At 68.3% G+C, this 20,879-nt stretch carries 19 protein-coding genes and 1 tRNA gene; 8 read left to right on the top strand and 12 right to left on the bottom strand.

Features of this window, described 5'->3' with window-relative positions:
• Positions 1–135 precede the first annotated feature (135 nt).
• Positions 136–1,161, top strand: coding sequence for an ABC transporter ATP-binding protein (locus AC32QD_RS14620; protein WP_492011244.1), 1,026 nt, complete (start codon positions 136–138; stop codon positions 1,159–1,161).
• Complete coding sequence (locus AC32QD_RS14615; protein WP_492011243.1) at positions 1,158–2,258, top strand: ABC transporter ATP-binding protein; 1,101 nt, start codon at positions 1,158–1,160, stop codon at positions 2,256–2,258. The genes AC32QD_RS14620 and AC32QD_RS14615 overlap by 4 nt, the downstream gene beginning before the upstream one ends.
• Positions 2,259–2,276: 18 nt before the next feature.
• Here the strand turns inward: AC32QD_RS14615 and AC32QD_RS14610 are convergent, their stop codons facing one another.
• From AC32QD_RS14610 to AC32QD_RS14575, 8 genes are all read right to left on the bottom strand, one after another.
• Entirely contained in the window at positions 2,277–3,593 is a 1,317-nt protein-coding gene (locus tag AC32QD_RS14610; RefSeq protein WP_492011242.1) for an amidohydrolase, read from the bottom strand.
• A 75-nt stretch (positions 3,594–3,668) separates the two neighbouring features.
• A complete protein-coding gene (locus AC32QD_RS14605; protein ID WP_492011241.1) occupies positions 3,669–4,517 on the bottom strand; it encodes an ABC transporter permease in 849 nt (282 codons plus the stop codon).
• Positions 4,507–5,427: an ABC transporter permease gene (locus tag AC32QD_RS14600; RefSeq protein ID WP_492011240.1), complete on the bottom strand. Its 921-nt coding sequence runs from the start codon at positions 5,425–5,427 to the stop codon at positions 4,507–4,509. Before AC32QD_RS14600 ends, AC32QD_RS14605 begins: the two co-directional genes overlap by 11 nt.
• A 60-nt stretch (positions 5,428–5,487) precedes the next feature.
• A complete protein-coding gene (locus AC32QD_RS14595) occupies positions 5,488–7,059 on the bottom strand; it encodes an ABC transporter substrate-binding protein (RefSeq protein WP_492011239.1) in 1,572 nt (523 codons plus the stop codon).
• 285 nt (positions 7,060–7,344) lie between these two features.
• Positions 7,345–8,421, bottom strand: a complete 1,077-nt coding sequence (locus AC32QD_RS14590) for an AI-2E family transporter (protein ID WP_492011238.1) — start codon at positions 8,419–8,421, stop codon at positions 7,345–7,347.
• 281 nt (positions 8,422–8,702) lie between these two features.
• Positions 8,703–9,005: a universal stress protein gene (locus AC32QD_RS14585; RefSeq protein ID WP_492011237.1), complete on the bottom strand. Its 303-nt coding sequence runs from the start codon at positions 9,003–9,005 to the stop codon at positions 8,703–8,705.
• Positions 9,006–9,091: transfer RNA gene (locus AC32QD_RS14580), tRNA-Tyr, on the bottom strand.
• Between the two features lie 65 nt (positions 9,092–9,156).
• The gene (locus AC32QD_RS14575) at positions 9,157–9,642 is read right to left on the bottom strand and encodes a GNAT family N-acetyltransferase (RefSeq protein ID WP_492011236.1); all 486 of its coding nucleotides are present in this window, start codon (positions 9,640–9,642) and stop codon (positions 9,157–9,159) included.
• A gap of 67 nt (positions 9,643–9,709) precedes the next feature.
• On the opposite strand from AC32QD_RS14575, the gene AC32QD_RS14570 reads away from it, so the two are divergent.
• From AC32QD_RS14570 to AC32QD_RS14550, 5 genes are all read left to right on the top strand, one after another.
• Positions 9,710–10,567, top strand: coding sequence for a TrmH family RNA methyltransferase (locus tag AC32QD_RS14570; protein ID WP_492011235.1), 858 nt, complete (start codon positions 9,710–9,712; stop codon positions 10,565–10,567).
• Between the two features lie 252 nt (positions 10,568–10,819).
• Positions 10,820–11,314, top strand: coding sequence for a CoA-binding protein (locus AC32QD_RS14565; RefSeq protein WP_492011234.1), 495 nt, complete (start codon positions 10,820–10,822; stop codon positions 11,312–11,314).
• Positions 11,315–11,504: 190 nt separating this feature from the next.
• Complete coding sequence (locus AC32QD_RS14560; protein WP_492011233.1) at positions 11,505–12,338, top strand: GNAT family N-acetyltransferase; 834 nt, start codon at positions 11,505–11,507, stop codon at positions 12,336–12,338.
• Positions 12,339–12,396: 58 nt separating this feature from the next.
• Positions 12,397–12,837: a nuclear transport factor 2 family protein gene (locus AC32QD_RS14555; protein WP_492011232.1), complete on the top strand. Its 441-nt coding sequence runs from the start codon at positions 12,397–12,399 to the stop codon at positions 12,835–12,837.
• Between the two features lie 359 nt (positions 12,838–13,196).
• A complete protein-coding gene (locus AC32QD_RS14550; RefSeq protein WP_492011231.1) occupies positions 13,197–14,378 on the top strand; it encodes a diaminopropionate ammonia-lyase in 1,182 nt (393 codons plus the stop codon).
• 152 nt (positions 14,379–14,530) lie between these two features.
• Here the strand turns inward: AC32QD_RS14550 and AC32QD_RS14545 are convergent, their stop codons facing one another.
• The 3 genes from AC32QD_RS14545 to AC32QD_RS14535 all read right to left on the bottom strand — a co-directional run bounded on the left by AC32QD_RS14545 (position 14,531) and on the right by AC32QD_RS14535 (position 18,344).
• Positions 14,531–15,445, bottom strand: a complete 915-nt coding sequence (locus AC32QD_RS14545) for a carbon-nitrogen hydrolase family protein (RefSeq protein WP_492011230.1) — start codon at positions 15,443–15,445, stop codon at positions 14,531–14,533.
• Positions 15,446–15,547: 102 nt separating this feature from the next.
• Positions 15,548–16,102: a phosphatase PAP2 family protein gene (locus tag AC32QD_RS14540; protein WP_492011229.1), complete on the bottom strand. Its 555-nt coding sequence runs from the start codon at positions 16,100–16,102 to the stop codon at positions 15,548–15,550.
• Positions 16,103–16,319: 217 nt separating this feature from the next.
• A complete protein-coding gene (locus AC32QD_RS14535) occupies positions 16,320–18,344 on the bottom strand; it encodes a hydantoinase/oxoprolinase N-terminal domain-containing protein (protein WP_492011228.1) in 2,025 nt (674 codons plus the stop codon).
• A 420-nt stretch (positions 18,345–18,764) separates the two neighbouring features.
• On the opposite strand from AC32QD_RS14535, the gene AC32QD_RS14530 reads away from it, so the two are divergent.
• Entirely contained in the window at positions 18,765–19,442 is a 678-nt protein-coding gene (locus AC32QD_RS14530) for a sulfotransferase family protein (protein ID WP_492011227.1), read from the top strand.
• A gap of 395 nt (positions 19,443–19,837) precedes the next feature.
• Here the strand turns inward: AC32QD_RS14530 and AC32QD_RS14525 are convergent.
• Positions 19,838–20,879 (bottom strand): hormone-sensitive lipase (locus AC32QD_RS14525; protein WP_492011226.1); only part of this gene is annotated, 1,042 nt, incomplete at its 5' end.

Genomic DNA, 20,879 nt, shown 5'->3' with positions numbered 1-20,879 from the left:
CTTGCCGAAGTCTCGGATCCAGCCTTTCCGGCACGCGCGGGGCTGGTCTAGAGTTTCGCGTCGTCGCCGAAGGGCAGGCTGGGATGGACCTGGCCGGCCAAGCGAGCCTGCCGCACCGCTGAGGAAGCCGTTCCGATGCCACCTATCGCCAGCACGGCGCCGATTCAGGGGTGCGAGACCACGACGCCGTTCCTCGACGTGCGGAATCTCAGCGTGTCCTTCGGCGCCGACGAGGGTGAGATCGGTGTCGTGGAGGACGTGAGCCTCGCCGTGAGGCGCGGTGGCACCCTGGCGCTGGTCGGCGAGTCCGGCTCGGGCAAGAGCGTCACTGCGCTCGCCATCACCCGGCTCTTGGCGACGCCGCCGGCCCGCGTCACAAGTGGCCAGGTCGTCTTCAACGGCCGCGACATACTGCGGATTCCGGGCCGCGACATGCGCCGGCTGCGCGGCGGCGAGATCTCGATGATCTTCCAGGAGCCGCTGACCTCGCTGCACCCCGCATACACGGTCGGCGACCAGATCATCGAGATGATCCGCCTGCACGGCGCCGACTCGCGCCGGGAGGCGCGGGCGAGGGCGATCGAGATGCTGCGCCGGGTCCGGATTCCCGATCCCGAGCGCCGCGTCGACGACTATCCGCACCGCATGTCGGGCGGCATGCGCCAGCGCGTGATGATCGCCATGGCGCTGGCCTGCAACCCGAGCCTGCTGATCGCCGACGAGCCCACGACCGCGCTCGACGTGACCGTGCAGGCGCAGATCCTCGATCTGCTCCGCCGCATGCAGGACGAGTACCAGGTGGCCATCATCCTGATCACGCACGACCTGAACGTGGTGGCCGAGGTCGCCGACGAGGTGGTGGTGATGTATGCGGGCCGGCTGGTGGAGCGGGCGGCCGTGATCGACCTGTTCGACAATCCGCAACATCCCTACAGCGTCGGCCTGCTGGCGGCGGCGCCGAAGCTCGGCCGCAGCGTCGCGCGTCTGCCCTCGATCGGCGGGCAGGTTCCCGACCCCGCGACCCCTCCCGGCGGCTGCCGATTCCATCCGCGCTGCCCCTTCGCGGTCGATCGGTGCCATCGTGAATCGCCGCCGCTGAACGAGGTCAAGCCCGGTCACTGGTCCGCTTGCTGGCGGGCCCCGCTGGAGCAACTGACATGACGGTCAGGGCACGCGGCGGCACAGCGGACCTGCTCGCGGTCGAGGACGTGCAGCGTCATTTCCGCATCGGGAAGGGCTGGCTGCAGACTGACACCGTCCTGGTGAAGGCGGTCGACGGTGTGAGCTTTTCCGTCCGGCGCTCGGAAACCCTGGCGGTCGTGGGCGAGAGCGGCTGCGGGAAGTCGACCCTGGCACGGGTGATGGTCGGGCTGCTGCGGCCGACGGCGGGCCACGTCTATCTCGCCGGGCGGGACGTCTTCGCGTGGAGTCACGAGGAACGGCTCGCCGCACGCAAGCGGTTGCAGCTGATCTTCCAGGACCCGTACTCGTCGCTGAACCCGCGCATGACCGTGGAAAGCACGCTGTCCGAGCCGTTGCGGATCCACGGCCTCGGCAACGCCGCCCGGCGCGCCGAGCGAGTCCGCGAGCTGCTGGAGATCGTCGGCCTGTCGCCCGGCCACGCCCGGCGCTACCCGCACCAGTTCTCCGGCGGCCAGCGCCAGCGCATCGGCATCGCCCGGGCGCTCGCGGTCGAGCCCAAGCTGATCGTCTGCGACGAGCCCGTCTCCGCCCTCGACGTGTCGGTGCAGGCGCAGATCATCAACCTGCTGCTGCGTCTGCAGCGCGAGTTCGCGCTGACCTATGTGTTTGTCGCGCACGACCTCGCGGTCGTGAACCACATCGCCGACAGGGTCGCCGTGATGTATCTCGGCAAGGTCGTCGAGTTGGCGGACAAGGGTTCTCTCTTCGCGGCCCCGCGCCATCCCTACACCCGCGCCCTGCTTTCGGCGGTGCCGCGCCCGCACCCGCGTGCGAAAGTCGCGCGCATGATCCTGAACGACGATGTGCCCAGCCCGATGAACGTGCCGCGCGGCTGCCGCTTCCATACCCGCTGCCCGTTCGCGCAAGGACGATGCCGCAGCGAGGAGCCGCCGCTCGAGAGGGGCACGCATCGCGTTGCCTGCCATTTCTGGGAGGAGATCGCGCGCACCGCCCCCGCGGTCACCGCAGACCCGACGGCGGCGCAGGGCAACCCCTATGTCGGCCGCCTGATCGAGCGGTTTCATGCCCGTGCCGCGACGCCGCCGGATGCGTGACCCATGCGGCCCGCGCCGTTAAGCGCGCGGCGGCTGCTCGGTCAGTCGCGCCAGCGACAGCGCCAGGGCATGGATCCCCGCCGGCAGGTCGCGCTCCTGAATGTCGAAAGTCGGGGTGTGATGCCCGCTCGGCAGGTCGGTGCCGATCACGCAATAGATGGCCTGCCCGCCGCGCTCCTGGACGCGGCGCATGAAGTAGGTCGCGTCCTCGCTGCCGCCGGTGACGTGCGGGTCGGTGACGACGGTGAGGTTCGGCACAGCCTGCGCCGCCTGCGCCACGATTTGGGCGAGCGCGGCGTCCGAGGACGCCGTGGTGGTCGATCCCATGAGCTCGATGCGATGCTCGACCTCCTCGGCGGTGGCGGCGCCGGCGATCACCGCGCGGGCGCGCTCGACCATGTAGTGCAGGATCTCCTCGGTCTCGCCACGTACCTCGACCAGCATCGTCGCCTCGTCCGGGATCACGTTGCGGCCCGAGCCCGCCCTGAGAACGCCGACATTGACCCGCGACCGCCCGTCGCGATGGCGGGCGATGCCATAGAGCCCCAGCACCGCGTGCGATGCCGCGATCAGGGCATTGCGGCCATTGTTCGGCCAGCCGCCGGCATGCGCCGCCCGGCCGTGGAAGCTGACATCCATCTTCGTGCTGGCGAGATGGCCGGTCACCGCGGTGCGCAGCGTGCCGCTGGGCACGCCGACGCCCAGGTGGATGGCGACGAAATAGTCCACGTCGTCGACCACGCCGGCCTTGGTCATCGGCAGGGCGCCGCGTCCGCCCTCTTCGCCGGGCTGGAACAGGAACTTGATCCGGCCGCGCAGGTCCTTGCCCATGCCGGCGACGAGCTCGGCCACGGCGAGGCCGATCGCCGTGTGCCCGTCGTGCCCGCAGGCGTGCATCACGCCGTCGCGGGCCGAGCGGAAGCCCTCGCGCGCCGGCAGGTGGTCCTCGCCCCGCGCCTCGCGGATCGGCAGCGCATCCATGTCGACCCGCATTGCCACCGTTGGGCCCTGCCTGCCGGTATCGAGGATTCCGACCACGCCGGTAAAGCCGCCTTCCATGGCCGGCAGATAGGCGTTGGCGCCGTTTTCCTCACGGGCGGCGGCGAAGGCCCTCCGCACCTCATCCGCGGGCGGCAGGCCGTGGCGGGCGTCGGCGTCCATTACGTCGCGGCCCAGCCTGACCTGGTAGCCCAGCTCGTCCAGCCGGGCGGCGACGCGGCTGGCGGTGCGGAACTCGATCATGCCCAGCTCGGCATGCCGGTGCAGGTCGCGGCGGGTAGCGACGGCGCGCCGCGCCGCGCTTTCCAGAACGTCGGAGGCGATCTCGGTGGGCATGGCTTCGACCTTCCTGGCGGGGATCTGAGAGATGGCCGGCGCCGCGGGCCGCCGCTCGGGGCGGCCGGTTCCGTGTCAGCGCCGCTTCAGGTCATAGCGCGGATCGAGCCTATCACGTATCCAGTCGGCCACAAGGTTCTCGGACAGCACCAGCAGAACCAGGGTCAGGCCCGGGATGATCGAGGGCCACCAGACGCCGCTCAGCAGGTACTGGTAGCCTTCCGAGATGCGCAGGCCGAGCGACGGCGTGGTGATCGCCACGCCGAGGCCCAGGAACGACAGGGTGGCCGCGAGCTCGACCGCGCGCGGAATGTCGACCGAGACCTGAACCAGCATGGGCCCCAGCACGTTGGGCAGGATGTGCCGGAACAGGACGCGCCGCCGCGAGCCGCCGATGACCTCGGCCGCGGCCACATAGTCCTTCGATTGCTCGACCAGAACGCTGCTGCGGATCAGCCGCGCGTACTGTGCCCAGCCGACCAGCCCGATGACCAGGATCACCTTGCCCAGCCCGCGGCCGAACAGGGCCAGGGCGCCGAGCGCGATCAGCACCGCGGGCAGCGACAGCTGCACGTCTGCCGCGCGCATGATCAGGCTGTCCAGCCAGCGCCCGCTCCGGCTGCCCGCGAGCAGGCCCAGAAGCCCCCCCGTCACAACGCTGATGGTGACGGCCAGGAAGCCCGCCAGGATGCTGATACGCAGGCCGAAGATCACGTTCGACAGCAGGTCGCGGCCAAGTGCATCGGTGCCGAAGATGTGGCTCCAGTCGCCGCCGGCCATCCACACGGGCGGGGTGAAGCGGGCAAGCAGGCTCTGCCGCTCCGGGTCGTGCGGCGCGATCCAGGGCGCGAAGGCGGCCGACGCCACCAGGACCGCAAGAACGCCGAGCGAGAGCCACGGCAGCCGTCGCTGTCTACCGCTCATCGCGCACCCGTGGGTCGAGGAAGCCGTAGGTCAGGTCGACGATGGCGTTGATCACGTTGAACAGCACCGCGACGATGACGATGTAGGACAGGATCACCGGGAAATCGAGGCGATAGAGGGCGTTCAGCGCCAGCCGGTTCATGCCGGGCAGGGCGAAGATGGTCTCGGTCACCACCGCGCCCGCCAGCAGCTGCCCGAACTGCAGGCCGAACACGGTGACGAAGGGGATCAGCGCCGTCCTCAGCGCGTGCCGGATCACCACCGACAGCTCGCCCGCGCCCTTCGCCCTTGCGGTGCGCACGTAGTCCTCGCTCAGCGAGTCGAGCAGGCTGTTGCGGATCATGCGGGTGAACAGGGCGATGCGGAAGAAGGCCAGCGTCGCCGCGGGCAGCAGGTAATGCGCGAACGAGCCGGCGCCCGAGGCCGGCAGCAGGTTCAGTTCGACGCTGAAGGCGAAGATCAACAGGATGCCGAGGAAGAATGTGGGCACCGACGAGCCCAGCACCGATATCCAGCGCAAGAGATCGTCGAGCGGCGAGTTGACGTAGACCGCCGACAGGATGCCGAAGGGTATGCCGGCGACGGTCGCGATCGCGACGGCCAGCAGCACCAGCTTCAGCGTGACCGGAAACCGTTCCGCCACCAGCGGCAGTGCCGGCACGTTGCTGTAGTACGAGACGCCCAGATTGCCGTGCACCAGGCCCTCGAGGAACCGGCCGTACTGCACCCAGATCGGCTGGTCGAGGCCCAGGGTCTGGCGCAGATGGGCGCGGTCGATCTGGTTCATCTCCGGCGGCGCCAGCACCTCGATCGGGTCGCCGCTGACATGGATCAGGCCGAAGACGATGGTCAGCACCACCATCACCGTGGCGGCGGCCTGGAGGATCCGCCTGAGCGCGAACTTCCACATTGCGGCTGTGCCGGCTCGGGGTGGCCCGGGCGGGAGGGCGCCGGGCCACGCGCCATCAGGCTACTTGCGCGTCATCTGCCACGCGAAGATCAGCTCGTCGGCACGCGACTTCCAGTTCACGTCGTTCGAGACCCCGGCGATCACGTTCTGATAGTAAAGCGGCAGATAGGCGTAATCCTTGTTCCGCGCCATGGCGTAGGCCTGCCGGATCAGCTTCACGCGCTTGGCCTCATCGAAGGTCTGGGCGGCCTCGGCCATCACCTTGTCGGCCTTCTTGTCGCAATAGTGCTCGCGGTTCACGTGACCGAAGCCGAGCGCCTTGTCCCGACAGTGGAACAGGGCGTTCCAGGTCGACACCGGGTCGGTGCTGCCCCAGCCGGCGAAGTACATGGTGAAGTCGCCCCTGTTGAGCTGTGGGAAGAACACCGCCTTCGGGATCGCGTTGACCTTCACGGTGACGCCGGCGTCGGCCAAAAGCCCCGACAGCGCCTGCGCCACCAGGGAATCGTACAGATAGCGGTCGTTCGGGGCGTCGAGCCTGGTCTTGAATCCCTTCGGGAAGCCGGCGTCGGCCAGCAGCTTCTTGGCCTGATCCGGAGCGTAGGGGACGCTTTTGACGTTCGGGTCATGGCCTTCCATCGAGGGCGGCAGGAACTGGCTGGTCACGGTCATGGTGTCCGCGAAGATTTTCTGGTTGATGAGCTTGCGGTTGATCGCCAGGTCGATCGCCTTGCGCGCCTTCGGCTGCATGAACGGGTTCTTGCCGCCTTCGGGCATCCCGGGCGAGTTCGACTTGTTGTGGTAGTCCATCGCCAGGTACATGGTGCGCTCGCCGGGCGCGTTGGTGATGTAGGCCTTGCCGCTCTTCCTCACGCGGTCGAAGTCGCTGGGCACCACCTTCTCGACCACCTGCGCCTGTCCCGAGAGCAGCGAGGCGACCCGGGTCGCGTTGTTGGGAATGCCCTCCAGCTTGACGTGATCGAACGCCGGCTTGTCGCCCCAGAAGCCGTCCCAAGACTGCAGCACCAGGTGGTCGTCGGCGAGCCAGCTGACGAACTTGTAGGGGCCGGTGCCGACCGGGTGGTTGGCGAACGCCTCCCGGCCCTCCTTGGCGATTTCCTTCTCCGGCATCACGGGGATGTTCGACAGGTGCGTCGGGAAGAACGGGTCCGGTGTCTTGAAGTTGACGGTGATCGTGTGGTCGTCGTCCACCGTGTAGCCCTTGACGTCGCTGACGAAGTTGCGCACCTGCGACTTGGGGTTGTTCCCGGCGTCCAGGATCGACTGGCCGACGTCATCGGGCGTCATCTCGCTGCCGTCCTGGAACTTCACGCCCTTGCGCAGCGTTAGCTTCCACTGCAGCGGCGACAGGTTGTCCCACGACACGGCGATCCGGGGCACCGGCTTGCCGGTGCGGTCGCGCATGGTGATCGTGTCGAAGATGTGACGCTGCCATGAATAGGCCGTGCTCTCGCTGCGCATGATCGGATCGAGTGTCACGGCCCCGCCCTGGAACGCGACCACCAGCGGATTGTCGGCCGAGCTGCCGACATCGGATGCGGCCTGGGCGCAGGGAGCTCCCGAGAGCGCGAGGGCGACGAGCGAGGCCGGGATCATCGGATGGATGCGCATGACGTGTGTCTCCTCCTGACGTTTCCCATTTTCATGCTGGGCGGTGATCGTGCTGCCGACGATGGCGGCGATCAAGCGAAAGTTCGCGCCCTGGCCGGACAGGGCCCGCCGGCCCCGGGCCGGGTCGCCTGTCGCCCGATCACCGAAGTGCCGGATATTAGGTACCGGGCAACGTCAACACCACTCGCAGAGCGCGCCCTCTCGGTCGATAGGCGCATGTCATCGGAGGGTTGGCACCAAGGGCAAACCCAGAGACCCGCCTGCGCATGACCGCACAACTTTGCCTTACCGCCCGCGAAGGCTGAGCCTCTGGTCTTCCTCTGTCTCGTCATCTCGGCCGGCGAGCACGGGCACCAGCACCACTGCGGCCGCCGCGAGTGGCGCGGCCAAGGCCAGGCCGGCAATCCCGAACAGCGTGCCCAGAAGGGCCTGGGTGGCCAGCATCAGGGCCGGCGGAAGATGCACGGTTCGCCGCTGCACCAGCGGCGCCAGCAGATACCCCTCGACGGTATGGGCCCCGACGTAGACGAGGACGACATAGAGCGCGATCGTCGGGCCTTGCACGAAGGCCACCAGGACAGCGGGGATCGCCGAGACGATGGCGCCGAGATAGGGGATAAAGGTCAGCAGCCCGGCGATCAGGCTCAGCGTGACGGCCAGCCGGATGCCGAGCAGGAGAAGACAGACCAGCGTGATGAGCCCGACCGCGCTCATGGTGATGGCACGGCCCAGCAGCCACCACTCCAGGGTGCTGCACAGGGATGTGAGAATGACCTTTGCTTCGTCGCGCCGGGCCCGCGGCACCACGCGCAACAGGCCGCTGCGGTACAGCGAGGCGTCCAGCGCGCCATAGAAGCCGATGAAGATGACCAGGGCGACGGTTATCAGCGCCGTCGTCAAGGATGACGTGAACCCGAACAGGCGGAAAGGCAGGTTGGCGGCGCCGAGCATCTGGCCGAGAGAGACCTGCAGGCTGGGCGCGTACTTGGCCAGCAACTGCGAGATGTTGGCCAAGGCGGAGGACAGACTGTCGGCGAGCTCGGATGTCTGCGTGATGATCCCCGGCAGCAGAAAATAGGCCGTGCCGGCGACCATCAGGGCCAGGGCCGCTATCACGGCCGTGAAGGCGTAGGATCGAGAGACCTTGCTGGCCTCCTGGGTCAGCCGGACAAGGCCGTTCAGCAGCACACCGAAGAGCGCGCCGGCAAAGATCACCAGCAGCACCCGGCCGACGCTCCAAAGCGCAATGAGGATCAGGCCGCCGATCAGTGTCGCGCGAAGAAGCGTCTCGATCCTTGCCAGGTTGCGGCCCGACGATGGCTCGCGGTCCTCCGGCTCGTCTTGCGTCGCCTGGTTCGTCATGCTTGGAAAATCCGGCAAGGGCGATGGAAAGCCGCTGCCCGCTCGCCAGATGGCAGCGCAACGCAGGTCGGTCCGAGGCTTGCTGTGAATATCGACATCGCCGCCGATGATGCACCCGTCTGGCCCTGATGCTCAATGATTTGGCCGATGCATGGCGCCTTTTCCCGGCGCGCGGTCCGTCCCCCGGCTGCTAGAAAAGCACGGCGCGGTGCGTCTTGCCTTTGCTCGGCCCGGCCGGTCTGCGGGCACGCATCGCCGGCAAAAGGTTGATTCTGCGGCATTCAGGGAACGACAATCACGACATTGTTCACGAGACTGACCGGTTTCTGCGACACGCTGCCGATCAGCAGTCCGGCAACGCGCCCGGTGCCGCGCTTACCCACGACGACCACGTCGGGCGGCGTTTCCCGGGCGACATCGAGGATCGCCTGCGCGACATCGCCGTCACGCGACTCGAGCCGCACGGAATGGTGGCAAAGCAGGGGAAGGGCGCGAACCGCCACTGCCGGGTACGGGAACGAGAAGCAGTGACCCGAGGAATGCTCGGACTGCTCAAGGAGCCAGGTCGACTTCTGCCAGGTCATTGGTGGAGGGGGCTGGATTCGAACCAGCGTAGGGTTTCCCCGACGGATTTACAGTCCGTTGCATTTGACCGCTCTGCCACCCCTCCACGGGTGGGCGGCCGGCGGGCGGTGCCGCCGACGCGCGGCATGTAGGACGCGTGCAGGCGCGGTGTCAACACTCCTCGCCCGCCGCCAGCGCCTTGCGGAAGAACACTCGGTCGAAGCCTTCCTCGAAGCGCCGAGCGGTCACGGCATAGCCGAGCCGGGGGTAGAGGCGCAGGTTCTCCGTCATCCTCGCGTTGGTGTAGAGTTCGACCGCGCGGGCGCCGTGACGGTGGGCCAGCGCTTCCACATGGGCGATCAGCGCCCGACCCAGCCCACGCCCCTGCGCCGCCGGGTCGACCGCCAGGTTCTCCAGATGCCAGTGGTCTGCTCGCGGATAGGCCACGACATAGCCGGCGAGTGGCTCGCCCAGCACCCAGACCCGGCCGGCAGCGATGGCGGCCGCGAAATCGGCCACCATCGGCGCCGGCTCGCGCCCGATGCGCGGCACGTAGCGCGCATAGGCCGCGCGGGCGACACGCTCGATGGCGCCTTGATCCGCGACTCGGGCGGGACGGATCGCGGCGTCCGCGGCGTCTTTCTGGGGTTCGGCCATGGCTTCTCCCTTTCCCTTGCGGCGCCATCATGCCTAATCTCGCCCGCCGCCGGAACCGGAGAGCCGCATGGCTGGACGTCGACCCCCTAGACCGCCCCGCAAGCCTTCGCGCGGCACGTCCGGCGGCGGACCGGGGCGGCACCGGCGGCCCGCCGCCTCGCAGGGCGGCACTGTCTGGCTGTTTGGGCTGCATGCCGTGCGCGACGCGCTGATGAACCCGCGCCGTCGCCGCCGCCGGCTGATCGTCACCCCGAACGCCCGCCAGCGCCTGGCCGAGGCGATTGCAACCGCTGGCCTGGAGCCCGAGATCGCCGACCCGCGGCGCTTCCCCGCGCCGCTCGACCCGCAATCGGTGCACCAGGGCGCCGCGCTCGAGGCCGAGCCGCTCGACTGGGGCCCGCTCGCCGACCTCGCCGCGCCGGCCCCGGGCGCGCCCGCCCCGACCCTGGTATTGCTCGACCGCGTCACCGACCCGCACAATGTGGGCGCCATCCTGCGCAGCTCGGAAGTCTTCGGCGCCCGCGCCGTGGTCGCGCCCGCGCGCCACTCCGCGCCCGAGACCGGGGCGTTGGCCAAGGCCGCCTCGGGCGCGCTCGAGCGTCAGCCCTACCTCAGGGTGACCAATCTCGGCGACGCCATGGAGCGCCTCGCCGACCTCGGCTACGAGCTGGTCGGCCTCGCCGGCGAAGCCGAGACCCCGCTGGAGGACGCTGTCGCCGCGGCCGCCGGGCGCCCGCTGGCGCTCGTCCTCGGCGCCGAGGGGCCCGGCTTGCGCGCCCGCACGCGCGCGCTCTGCACCCGGTTTGCGCGAATCACGCCCGCCGCCCGCTTTACCTCGCTCAACGTCTCGACCGCTGCCGCCGTCGCCCTCTATGCAGCCGCAGGGCGAGCCGGCGCGGCGCCGGGCAACCCCGGCGGGCCGTGAGCGCCGCGCACCCGCCGGGCCGGGATTTTTCGCTCACGAAATTGCGACAGAGGGTTACAAAATCGCAACGCATCGACCATATTATGAAGCGTGAGGCGGAGTTGAACGTCCCGCCTCAGTACTCACTGTCCCTCGTTCCGACTTGACGTCCGCCGGACCTCTCCCCCACACGGAAATCCGGCGGACTTTTTTTGCCTGCAGCTGCCCCCCAACCCCCTCGCGCCCGGCGCCGGGCTGTGGCACAACGCCCCCATGGAGCCCCCGACCTACAGTCACGAGCAGATCCGCGCGATCCTCGAGCGCGTGCGCACCGTCGCCGCCGTTGGCGTCTCGCTCAACGAGGTGCGGCCATCCTACTACGTCACGCGCTATCTCACGCTGAAGGGCTACACGGTCATTCCGGTCAACCCGCGCTATGCTGGGGCCGAGGCGTTCGGCCAGCCGGTCTACGAGTCGCTCGAGGCCATCCCGCGCGCGCATGACCCCATCGACATGGTCGAGATCTTCCGCCGCTCCGATCAGGCCGGCGGGGTGGTCGACGAGGCCATCGAGCAGCTGATGGACCGCGGGCTCAAGGTGATCTGGATGCAGATCGGCATCGTGAACTGGGAGGCCGCCCGCCGCGCCGAGGCGAAGGGCCTCACGGTGATCATGGACCACTGCCCCAAGATCGAGTACCAGCGCCTGTGGGGCGAGCTGCGCTGGGGCGGCTTCAACACCGGCGTGATCTCCTCGAAGCTGCGCTGAGCGGGCCGGTCGCGCCCGGTTATCGCGGCTCCGCGCAGAACCAGCTGATTCGAAAACTATATTCGAATCAACAGCTTGACCATGTGTCCACGCGTGGACACCCGGCACGGCTCCCGCGTTTGGCCTTGCCGCTGGAACTCGCGCCCCGGTTCGGGCACCCTGACGGCTGCCCGTTATACGGAGGCCCGCCATGCCGCTCGAGATCCGCCCGATGTCCGAGGCCGACCTCGCCACGGCCGTCGGCTGGGCGGCGGACGAGGGCTGGAACCCAGGCCTCTCGGATGCCGGCCCCTTCCGCCCAGAGGACCCGGATGGCTTCCTGATGGGCTGGCTCGACGGCCGCCCGGTGGCCTCGATCTCGGTGGTCCGCTATGGGCGATCCTTTGGCTTCCTGGGATTCTACATCGTGGTGCCCCAGGAGCGGGGCAAGGGCCGTGGGATCGCCATCTGGCGCGCGGGGCTCGCCCGGCTCGAGGGCCGTTCCGTCGGCCTCGACGGGGTGGTGGCCCAGCAGGGAAACTACGCCAGGTCGGGCTTCGTCCTCGCCCACCGCAACATCCGCTATGGCGGCCCGGTGGCGATCGAGCCGCCGCGCGACCCCCGCCTCGTCGCGCCGGGCGACCCCGCCGCCGTCATCGACTTCGACCGTGCCTTTTTCGCGGCGCCCCGCGCGCGCTTCCTCGCCGCCTGGCTGGCCGCGCCCGGACATGTGGTCCGCTGCCTCGTCGACGACGGGGCGGTGACCGGCTACGGCGTGCTCCGGCCTTGCTGCGAGGGCGCGAAGATCGGCCCGCTCTTCGCGCGGTCCGATGCCGATGCCGATCTCCTGTTCCGCGCACTGGCCTCCAATGCGCCGCCGGGGCCGGTCTTCCTCGACCCGCCCGAGCCGAACGCCGCCGCGCTCAGGCTGGCCGAGCGCCACGGCCTCGCGCCCGTCTTCGAGACCGCGCGCATGTACCGCGGCGCCGCGCCCGACCTGCCACTGGACCATATTTTCGGGATCACGAGCTTCGAGCTAGGGTGATGGCGCGCAGGGACCCCTGAGTTGCGCGCCTTCCCATCATGCCGCCGGGAGGCCAGCCATGCCCACTCACGCCTGCGACGACGACATCCGCGCCATCGAGGCGCTTATCGCGCGCCAGTTCGCGAGCCTCGACTGGGCGCCCGGGCGCCCCTCGGACTGGCACGCCTTCGCCGCCGACTTCGCCGAAGGCGCCACCCTTTGGCCCTCGGTGCGGCCGGCGCGGGCGCGGGGCGTGGCCGACTTCATCGAGCGCATGCAGGGGCTCGCGGACACCACCCTGACCTCGTTTCGCGAGCAGGTGCTCGGCACCCATATCCGCGTCTTCGGCAATGTCGCGGTGGCGCTCGCCGCCTCCGAGCACACCGAGAACGAAACCGGGAGAGCCCGTGTCGTCGAGGCCATCCTGCTGGTCAAGGACGCCGGCCGCTGGCGCATCGTCGCCCAGGCCTGGGATAACGCCGGGGCAGGGCGACCGGTGCCCACCGACCTCGCCCCCTAGGAGCCCGCCCGGGATGCCGTCCAAACAACACTGATTTGGAAAATCATTCAAGATCAAGCACTTGCCATGCGTCCAAATTTGGACGCTCCGCATAGGGCGCTGCACCCCGGCTCACGCCATCAGAAATTTCTGTCCGTCAACCCCCCGGCGCGTGTCCCAATTGCCATGCGTTGCCCGCCCGCGCGTCGCGTTCAGCGAGCTTGTCCGGCGGAACGGGCTACCCGTGTGGGACCGCGCGAATCTTGCTCGCAAGAGGCGAGTCATCGCGCCCGATTTCGACTGTCGGGCGCATTTCTGCTGGACCTTCAATGGAAATCCGTTCTAGGCAAATAACATTCGAAATAGGGAGTTGCGTCCGTATGCCCCTTTTACATTTTCGAAAACCGCCCAGGATTGTCGACCACTTCGCCACGAATCCGGTCCCCGGCCCCTATCCCGACCGGCTCGATGCATTGTTCTCCCGTGCCATGGCGGAAGCGGCCACAGAGGAGATCCGGACCTGGCCCGGATACGCGCCGACGCCGCTGAGGAGCATGGATCGCATGGCTGCAGCGCTCGGCGTCGGGTCAGTGCTTTATAAGGACGAGGCCGAGCGCTTCGGGCTCGGCTCTTTCAAGGCGCTGGGCGGTGCCTATGCGGTCCTGAGATTGCTGGCCGAGCGACTGGGAACGACCACGGATCGGCTGCGCGCCGGCCGTATCGGGGAGCAAGGGGCCGCGCTGACGGTAACCACGGCCACGGCCGGCAACCACGGGCGCTCGGTTGCCTGGGGAGCCAGCATGGCCGGCTGCCAGTGTCGGGTCTACGTACATGCCGCCGTGCCAGAGCAACGCGCGACTGCCATCGAGGCTCTTGGAGCCGAGGTCGTTCGGATCAGCGGCGACTACGACGACGCAGTCAGGATTTGCGCCGCCGAATCCGCCAGGAATGGCTGGCTGGTGGTGTCGGATACCTCCTATGAGAACTACCTTCAGGTGCCCCGCCTGGTCATGGCCGGCTACACGACGCTGGCTGCGGAGGCCACCGAGCAAGCCCCCGAGCCGATCACGCATGTTTTCGTGCAGGCGGGGGTCGGCGGACTGGCGGCCGCACTGGCGGCACGTTTCTGGATGGATATGGGCGAGGCCCGCCCGCGGCTGGTGATCGTCGAATCCGAGCGCGCCGCGTGCCTGATGGCAAGCGCTCGGCGCGGCCGTGCGACGCCCATCAAGGTGCGCCACGAGTCAGTCATGGGCGGTATCAGTTGCGGCGCGCCTTCGCTGATCGCATGGGAAATCGTGCGCCGGGCCGCCTCGCACTTCGTCACCGTAGCGGATGCGCCGGTCGCGTCGGCGCTGAAGATGCTCGCCTCCGGAGACGCGGGAGGCGGACCGGTTCCGGCCGGACCCTGTTCCGCCGCCGGCGTGTTGGCCCTTATGGGTGCTGCCTGTATGCCGGAGGTCCGCGAGGCAATGGCGCTGAACGCCGATGCGAGGGTCCTGCTTGTCGGCACCGAGGGGTCGGAGGCAGTCCCGGACCTGGGCGAGACGACCGAAAAATAGCGCCGACTCTTTTGAAGCGTCCGGCTGGTTCTGTCCCCGTCAAGGCCTGTCGCGAGTTTGCACACGCCTGGGCGCGAAACCACGACGCGGGACTCTCCTGTGCTGTGCCGTCGCGGAATCGACAAGCGCGATCCGGCCCGGTCTTGCGTCGATTACTCGGCAGCCCGTATTGGCGCAGAGATGAGATCGATCGCCGCCAGCCGCGCGAGCCGGCCATCGGCCTGCTCCGGCCAGTGCGCCATGTTGAGCACGCCGCCGTCGCGGCGAACCTGGGCCACGGCGTCGAGATCGGCATTAGCGATTACCCAGCCGGCGCGGTCGATCTCGCCTTGCGCCAGAATGCCGCTCATGGGGAAGCCGCGGTCAGGCGGGCAAAAGATGCCGGCGGCCCCGGTGGTGACGTCCAGTGCCTCGTTCCAGTCTGCCGCCCCGACGGTCGGCGCCTGCACGGATATGCACTGCCCCTCGAGCGCACGGGCGCGGGCGCCGATGCGGACACGGGTCGCACCCGAGAGCGCCTCGGTGCATGAGGGCGCGAGAATGATCTCCACACCGGCCTCGATCATGGCGCGGCCTATCAGCGGAAACTCGACATCGTAGCAGATGGCGATGCCGATGCGGCCGAGCGCGGTGTCGAAGACGCGGGCCTCGCGGCCGGCATGAATGTCGAAGACCTCGCGCTCGTAGCGGGTCATGATGAGCTTGTCCTGCACCCCGACTGCGCCCTCCGGCGTCATCAGCCGGGCGCGATTGACCGCCTTGCCATCGGCACGGCGGACCAGCGCGCTACCGGCACAAATGTGGACTCGATGCCGGGCCGCGAGACGGGCGTGCAGCGCATCGGCCTCGGTCAGCCACTCGCCCTGTGCATCGATGCAGCGAACCAGGTCGGCTGCGGTTTCTCGGCCCTCGAGGGTGGCAAGCTCGAGGCCGGCCCATTCGGGGAAGACGAGGAGGTCGGCGCCCTGGCTGGCAGCCTCGGCGACCCAGCGCGAGATCTTGTCCTCGTAGGCGGACCAGGCGCCGAGGAACTCGCACGGATAGGCGGCAGCGGCGATGCAAACCATCAGGACTCCCTCATCGACAACGGCGCGAAAGCGCGAGCCGACATGCTATCGCCACGTTCCCGGAAGGAAAAGGTCGGCCCCGACGGTACGGTCAAACCCGCCTCACAGGATCCGCGTGACAAGCCGGTCGAGACCCGTGCCCTCCCGATAGCCGACACGGACCAGCCAGGCGGCAAAAAGGGCGGTAGCGGCGCCGCCGAGCACATCGCTCACGTAATGTGTGCCGACAAAGACCCGCGAGAACATCACCAGGACGGCAGCGGCGAGGAAGGCGAGCCCGCGCTGCTTCATGCCATGGAGAAGAAAGGTCGCAGCAATTGCGATGGTCGCGGTGGCATGGTCCGACGGAAACGAGAAATCGGTGGGATTTGGCGGGATCAGCAGGTGGGTCAGGCCGGCATCGTAGGGCCGCAGCCGGTGGACGAAGAGAAGTATCAGCTGGTTGATAGCGAGGCCCAGCAGAAAGGACAGCCCTGCCGCCACCAGCACGTGCCGCACGTGCGAACGGTCGTGACGCACCCACCACTGTCCGGCGGTCGCAAGCACCATCAGAGGGACGCCGAGAGTCGTGACCCAGACCATCAGCGTGTCCACGGCGCCGATCTGGCCCGACAATCCATTGATCCAGTGCGTTAGGACGGCATCGAGGTGATACATGGGCCTCGGTTCAATTGATGTGAGCCCGGACGCTGTCACCGGATTCGCGGCTGCTCCGGCGCCTCGCCTGCCTGCTTCGCCACTGCCGCGACAGCCCGTCCAGTTTCGTGTCGATTTTATGACGAAACGCAAGATATGTCATCGCCTATTGGCGGGCCATGCGCGCTGACGTCACGGCGACAGGCGGACGAAAGAAAGGATGCAAGGCGCCCGGCAACTAGGCGGGCTCGGCAAGACGTGGCCGTCCCGTTGCGGTGGCGGTGACGGTCGCTTCGACGAGCAAGCGCTTCCCTTCGATATCCGCATCCTGAACCTCGACGCCTAGGGTAATTTGGACCTCGGCGGCCCCGGCCTCGGCCGCCGCGCCCCGGGCGAGCGCGCCAAGAACGGCCTCAGCCTCGGCCAGCGCTTCGTCATAGCTCGCGAAATCGCGTGCCCCAGAGGGAAGGTGGGCCCGAAATTTGCCTTCGGCCGGGCAGGTGATGGTGGCCGAGCGCGCGACGCGCACCTGCCCGACCACGGCCCCGACGGCGTTGGCAACGCCAGCGTGCTCGGGCACGACGCTCTCGGCATCGAGCAGCTGCGCCACCGCGGGGTAGTAGGCCGGCGCGGAGGCCCCGAGGCCGATCAGAGGGGCGCCAAGCGACAGCCGCGGGCGGATCAGGCCCGCATGGCGGTCGAGCGCGGCCTCGACGAGAAAGGTCTGGCTGGGCTCGGGCTGATCGAACCCGTCCCCCGCGAAGGCGGCGTCGAGCACCAGCTGTGCCGAGCGGCGGGTCAGTGCGTCCTGGATGCGGCGCGCCAGCGTCTGCGCATCCGGGGCAAGCGGTCGGCCGTCATTGGCGCGCTGGCGCGCGAACAGTCGGACGGCCTTGGCGGCGGCACTCGCGTCCCAGGCGGCGTGGATGCCCAGGACATGAGCGGCGTCCGAGGGCGTCAGGCCGGAGACCATGACCAGGCCGCGTGAGACCAGGCGCGTGAGCGCAGTGCGCAGCAGACGGGTGCGCAGCACCTCGGCGGCGGGCCGCGGCCCGCGATCAAGTTCCGCGAAGACGCGTGCTTCGTGGGCGTCGAGCCCATGTGCGCGGCCGGGATCGGGGGCCAGCAGGAAACGGCCGGCAAGATCGGTGACATACTCGGCGGCGAGATCACGGTCGAGCGAGTCGTGGACGACCGCAGGGTGCTCGGCGGCGAGCAGCGACACCGGGACCAGGCGGCGCGGGCCGAGCACGAGGCGGCTCTCGAGGCCCGATGGCGCAAGCCCGACCTCTGAGTCGCCGCCAAGGCCGTGGGTGGTCATCTCCACCGCCTCGACCATCGTGCGCCAGCCGCCGACGCGGGCGCCGGCAGGGTCGAGACGCGGGCGCCCGCCGGCGAGCACCGCAATGTCCGTGGTCGTGCCGCCGATGTCGGAGACCACGGCGTCCGGGCGTCCTGTCAGCCAGGAGGCGCCGATCAGGGAAGCGGCAGGGCCGGACAGGATGGTCTCGATCGGGCGCAGGCGGGCGAAATCGGCCGAGACCAGCGCCCCGTCGCCGCGCACCACCATGAGCGGGGCAGCAATGCCGCGTCGCGTGAGGGTGCTCTGAGCAGAAGCGATCAGCCGGTCGATCAGGCCGATCAGGCGTGCGTTGAGCAGAGCCGTCAGCGCCCGCTTCGGCCCGCCGACCTTCGCCGAGAGCTCGTGGCTGCAGGTGACGGGACGCCCGGTCCGGGCGCGAATGAGGTCGCGCGCGAGCGCCTCGTGGGCGGGATTGCGCACGGCGAAATAGGCGCATACCGCAAAGCCATCGGCGTGCGTTTGCGACAGCCAGGCCTCCAGCGCGGGCAGGTCCGGGGGCGCAATTTCTTCGCCGGTTGGCGCGTGACCGCCGGCGATGAGGAGCGTCGGATCGCCGCCGAGCGCCTCCGCGACGCCGGCTCTGCGGGCATCCGCCTCATCGAAGCCGATCATCACCAGGCCGACGCGGCCGCCCTGACCCTCGACCAGGGCATTTGTGGCGAGCGTGGTGGAAAGCGATACCAGAGCGATCCGGTCAGGGGCTATCCCCGCCGTCTCCATTGCGGCATCTACGGCGGCGCCGATGCCCCGGGCGAGGTCATCACGCGTGGTCAGGCTCTTGGCCGACGCGATAATGGCCGCCGGGCCCTCGACGAGCCTGGATTCGTCAAGCAATGCCGCGTCCGTATAGGTGCCGCCGGTGTCGACACCGAGAAGGACGCGCTGGGCGGGCTGGGACATGGCGCAAGCTCCAACGAACGGCGCAACGCCCGGCCTCATGGACTCGAACGCGCGGCGATGCAAGCGCGATGTCTGGCTTTCCCAAACGATTCGTCTTGTGCGCGCAAATGCGAAGGGCCGAGGCGGCGATAATCCTGGCGATGCTTGCCTGCAGCGAGCGCAGCGGTGCCGGAGCGAGATCCGACTCCCGGGGGGGCGGGCGAGTGCGCGGCGCTCGGGAACGCATTTTCGCCGGCAAGGCAATGTCGGACCAGTCACTGGGGCGAGCCGATCCAAACGCCACGGCCAGGGTGGCTAGCCGGGTTGCGCAGCGCTTGTGCGCAGTGCATCTTTGGCATACTGGCTCGATTTCAGGGAATTGACGGCCACTCGTCGGGGAGCAGCAGCCATGACATCCTGCGTGTTTGAGCGAATGATCTGATGATTGTCTGCAACAGCAGAAAATTCGTCTTTGTCAAGACGCGTAAGACGGCTTCCACAAGTGTGGAAATCTTCCTGCATCCCTACCTGGATCGCGAGGATATATGGACACCACTGTCTGAACCTGTCGTGCCGGGCAACCGCTACTATTCCATCTGGCCATTCGATCTCGCGGCCGCGAGGTTCAAACCGGTACGCCGGCGTCTCGGAAAAAGGAGCCCCGTCTATTTCCGCTTTTTGGATGATCACGCCAGCCTGAAGCGACTCTATCGGGGATATGGCGCGCGCCGCTTCAGAAATTATTTCAAGTTCTGCTTCGAGAGAAATCCGTGGGATTATGTTGTTTCAATGTATCATTACTATTACCGAGGCTCTAAACGACCCGGCGGACGGCCGGACTTCGACGCCTTTCTCGAATCTGGTCTGATCAAACGGAACTGGGATCTCTACACCATTGACGGGCAGGTCGCAGTCGACGCGGTCTATCGCTTCGAGGATCTCGACACCCACATGGTGGATCTGGTCGACAAGCTGAAGCTCGGTGAGGCCGACCTCCCGCGCCACAAGGTCAAATGGCGCAAGGAAGCCGACTACCGTGCCTACTATACACCACAGACGCGGGACTGGGTTGCAAAGGTCTTTGCTCCGGTGATCGAAAAATTCGGCTACGATTTCTGAAATGTCTGCATCTCGTGCTGACGTCTTCTTCAAGCCTTTGTCAGACAGCTCAAGTCTCAGTCAAACGCGGGGTCCCGTCGGTCGGCACATCGGCTTCGCCGACCTGTGCCTCTGACCCAAGGGAGACGGGCCCGACCGCATCACGTGCCGGTCGGAGACGCCATGGCTGCATGTCGTCATAGCTGGCGCAGAGGTGGCGGACCCTTGGATGCCGGTCGTGCTGAGCCTCCGTGGCCACATTCCGGGTGCCGGCACTACGCCCGCCGACACAAGCCGGCTTTCGACCGGGTGTTTTGGGCGGCCATGCACCGCAGCTTGCAGGGGCAGACCCCTGACCGATTTTGCTTAGCCATCGGCGTGCTTGCCATTACGGTCCCCCGCCGTATCGGCAAAATTTATTCCGGCGCCTCGCCATCGCGGCGGCCCATAAGAGCGTGCACGAGCGTGCTGTCCGGCTCGGCCAGCGCATCGATCACGTCGAAATGGTGGCGGCCCGGCTCCTCGTGCGCGTGTGTGGACACCCCGCACCCGGTCCAGACGTTGGCAAGAAGCGCCGTCTGGCGCAGGAACTCGGGGCGCTCCTCGGCGCCGACCCAACAGGTCACGGGGACATCCTCGCGCGGGTTGAGCAGCACCGGGCTCTCTGCGGCGGCTTCGGCGCGGTCGAGCCGGAGATCGCGATTCATGGTGGTGCGCATGGGAGGACGCAGGTCGTGCATACAGCTGATAGAAAGCACCGAGGCGATCCGCCGAGCGACCGCCGCCGGCAGGGGGGCGTCCTCGCAGACCATGCGCGCCACCAGGTGCCCGCCAGCCGAGTGCCCGGCAAGGTGGATGGGCCCACCGAGTTGGCGCGCCACGACCGCGATGGCCGCACCGACCTGGCGGCTGATCTGAGTCACTCTCGCCGCGGGGCACAGCGTGTATCCGGCCATCGCCACGGCCCAACCGCGAGCCAGCGGCCCCTCGGCCAGGTGCGACCAGTCGGATTTCGAAAAGGCGCGCCAGTAGCCGCCGTGCACGAACCCGACGATGCCCAGGGCGGTTCCCTCGGGCAGGAACAGGTCGAAGCGCTCGCGGGTCAGCGTGCCATACGGGACATCGAGCCGGGCGCGACCCGCCTGCTCCAGCCGGTCGCGGAAGGCGGCAGCAGTTTCCGCCCAGCGTCGCGGGTAGGTCTCCGCGTTCGGGACATGGCCCCGGTTGTCGTAGGCGTCATCCCAATCCACGCCCTGACCCGGTTCTGTCGACGTACGGCAACGAGCGATAACATGCTGCCGCGGCGCCACTTGGAAGGCTATAGCATTTTCCGTGTATTCCGGCTCGTATCCGGCTGCGGTGAAGTAGTTGGCGCACTCCTGCGGGGTGAAGTCGTCAAGGATACGCCCGACGGCTGCCCAGAGCCTGTCGCGGGTGCGGGCGGCGACCTTGCGCAGC

This window comes from Thermohalobaculum sp., from assembly GCF_058622915.1.
Note: the sequence above shows the minus strand (reverse complement) of the source record. Positions and strands in the feature narration are given on the sequence as shown.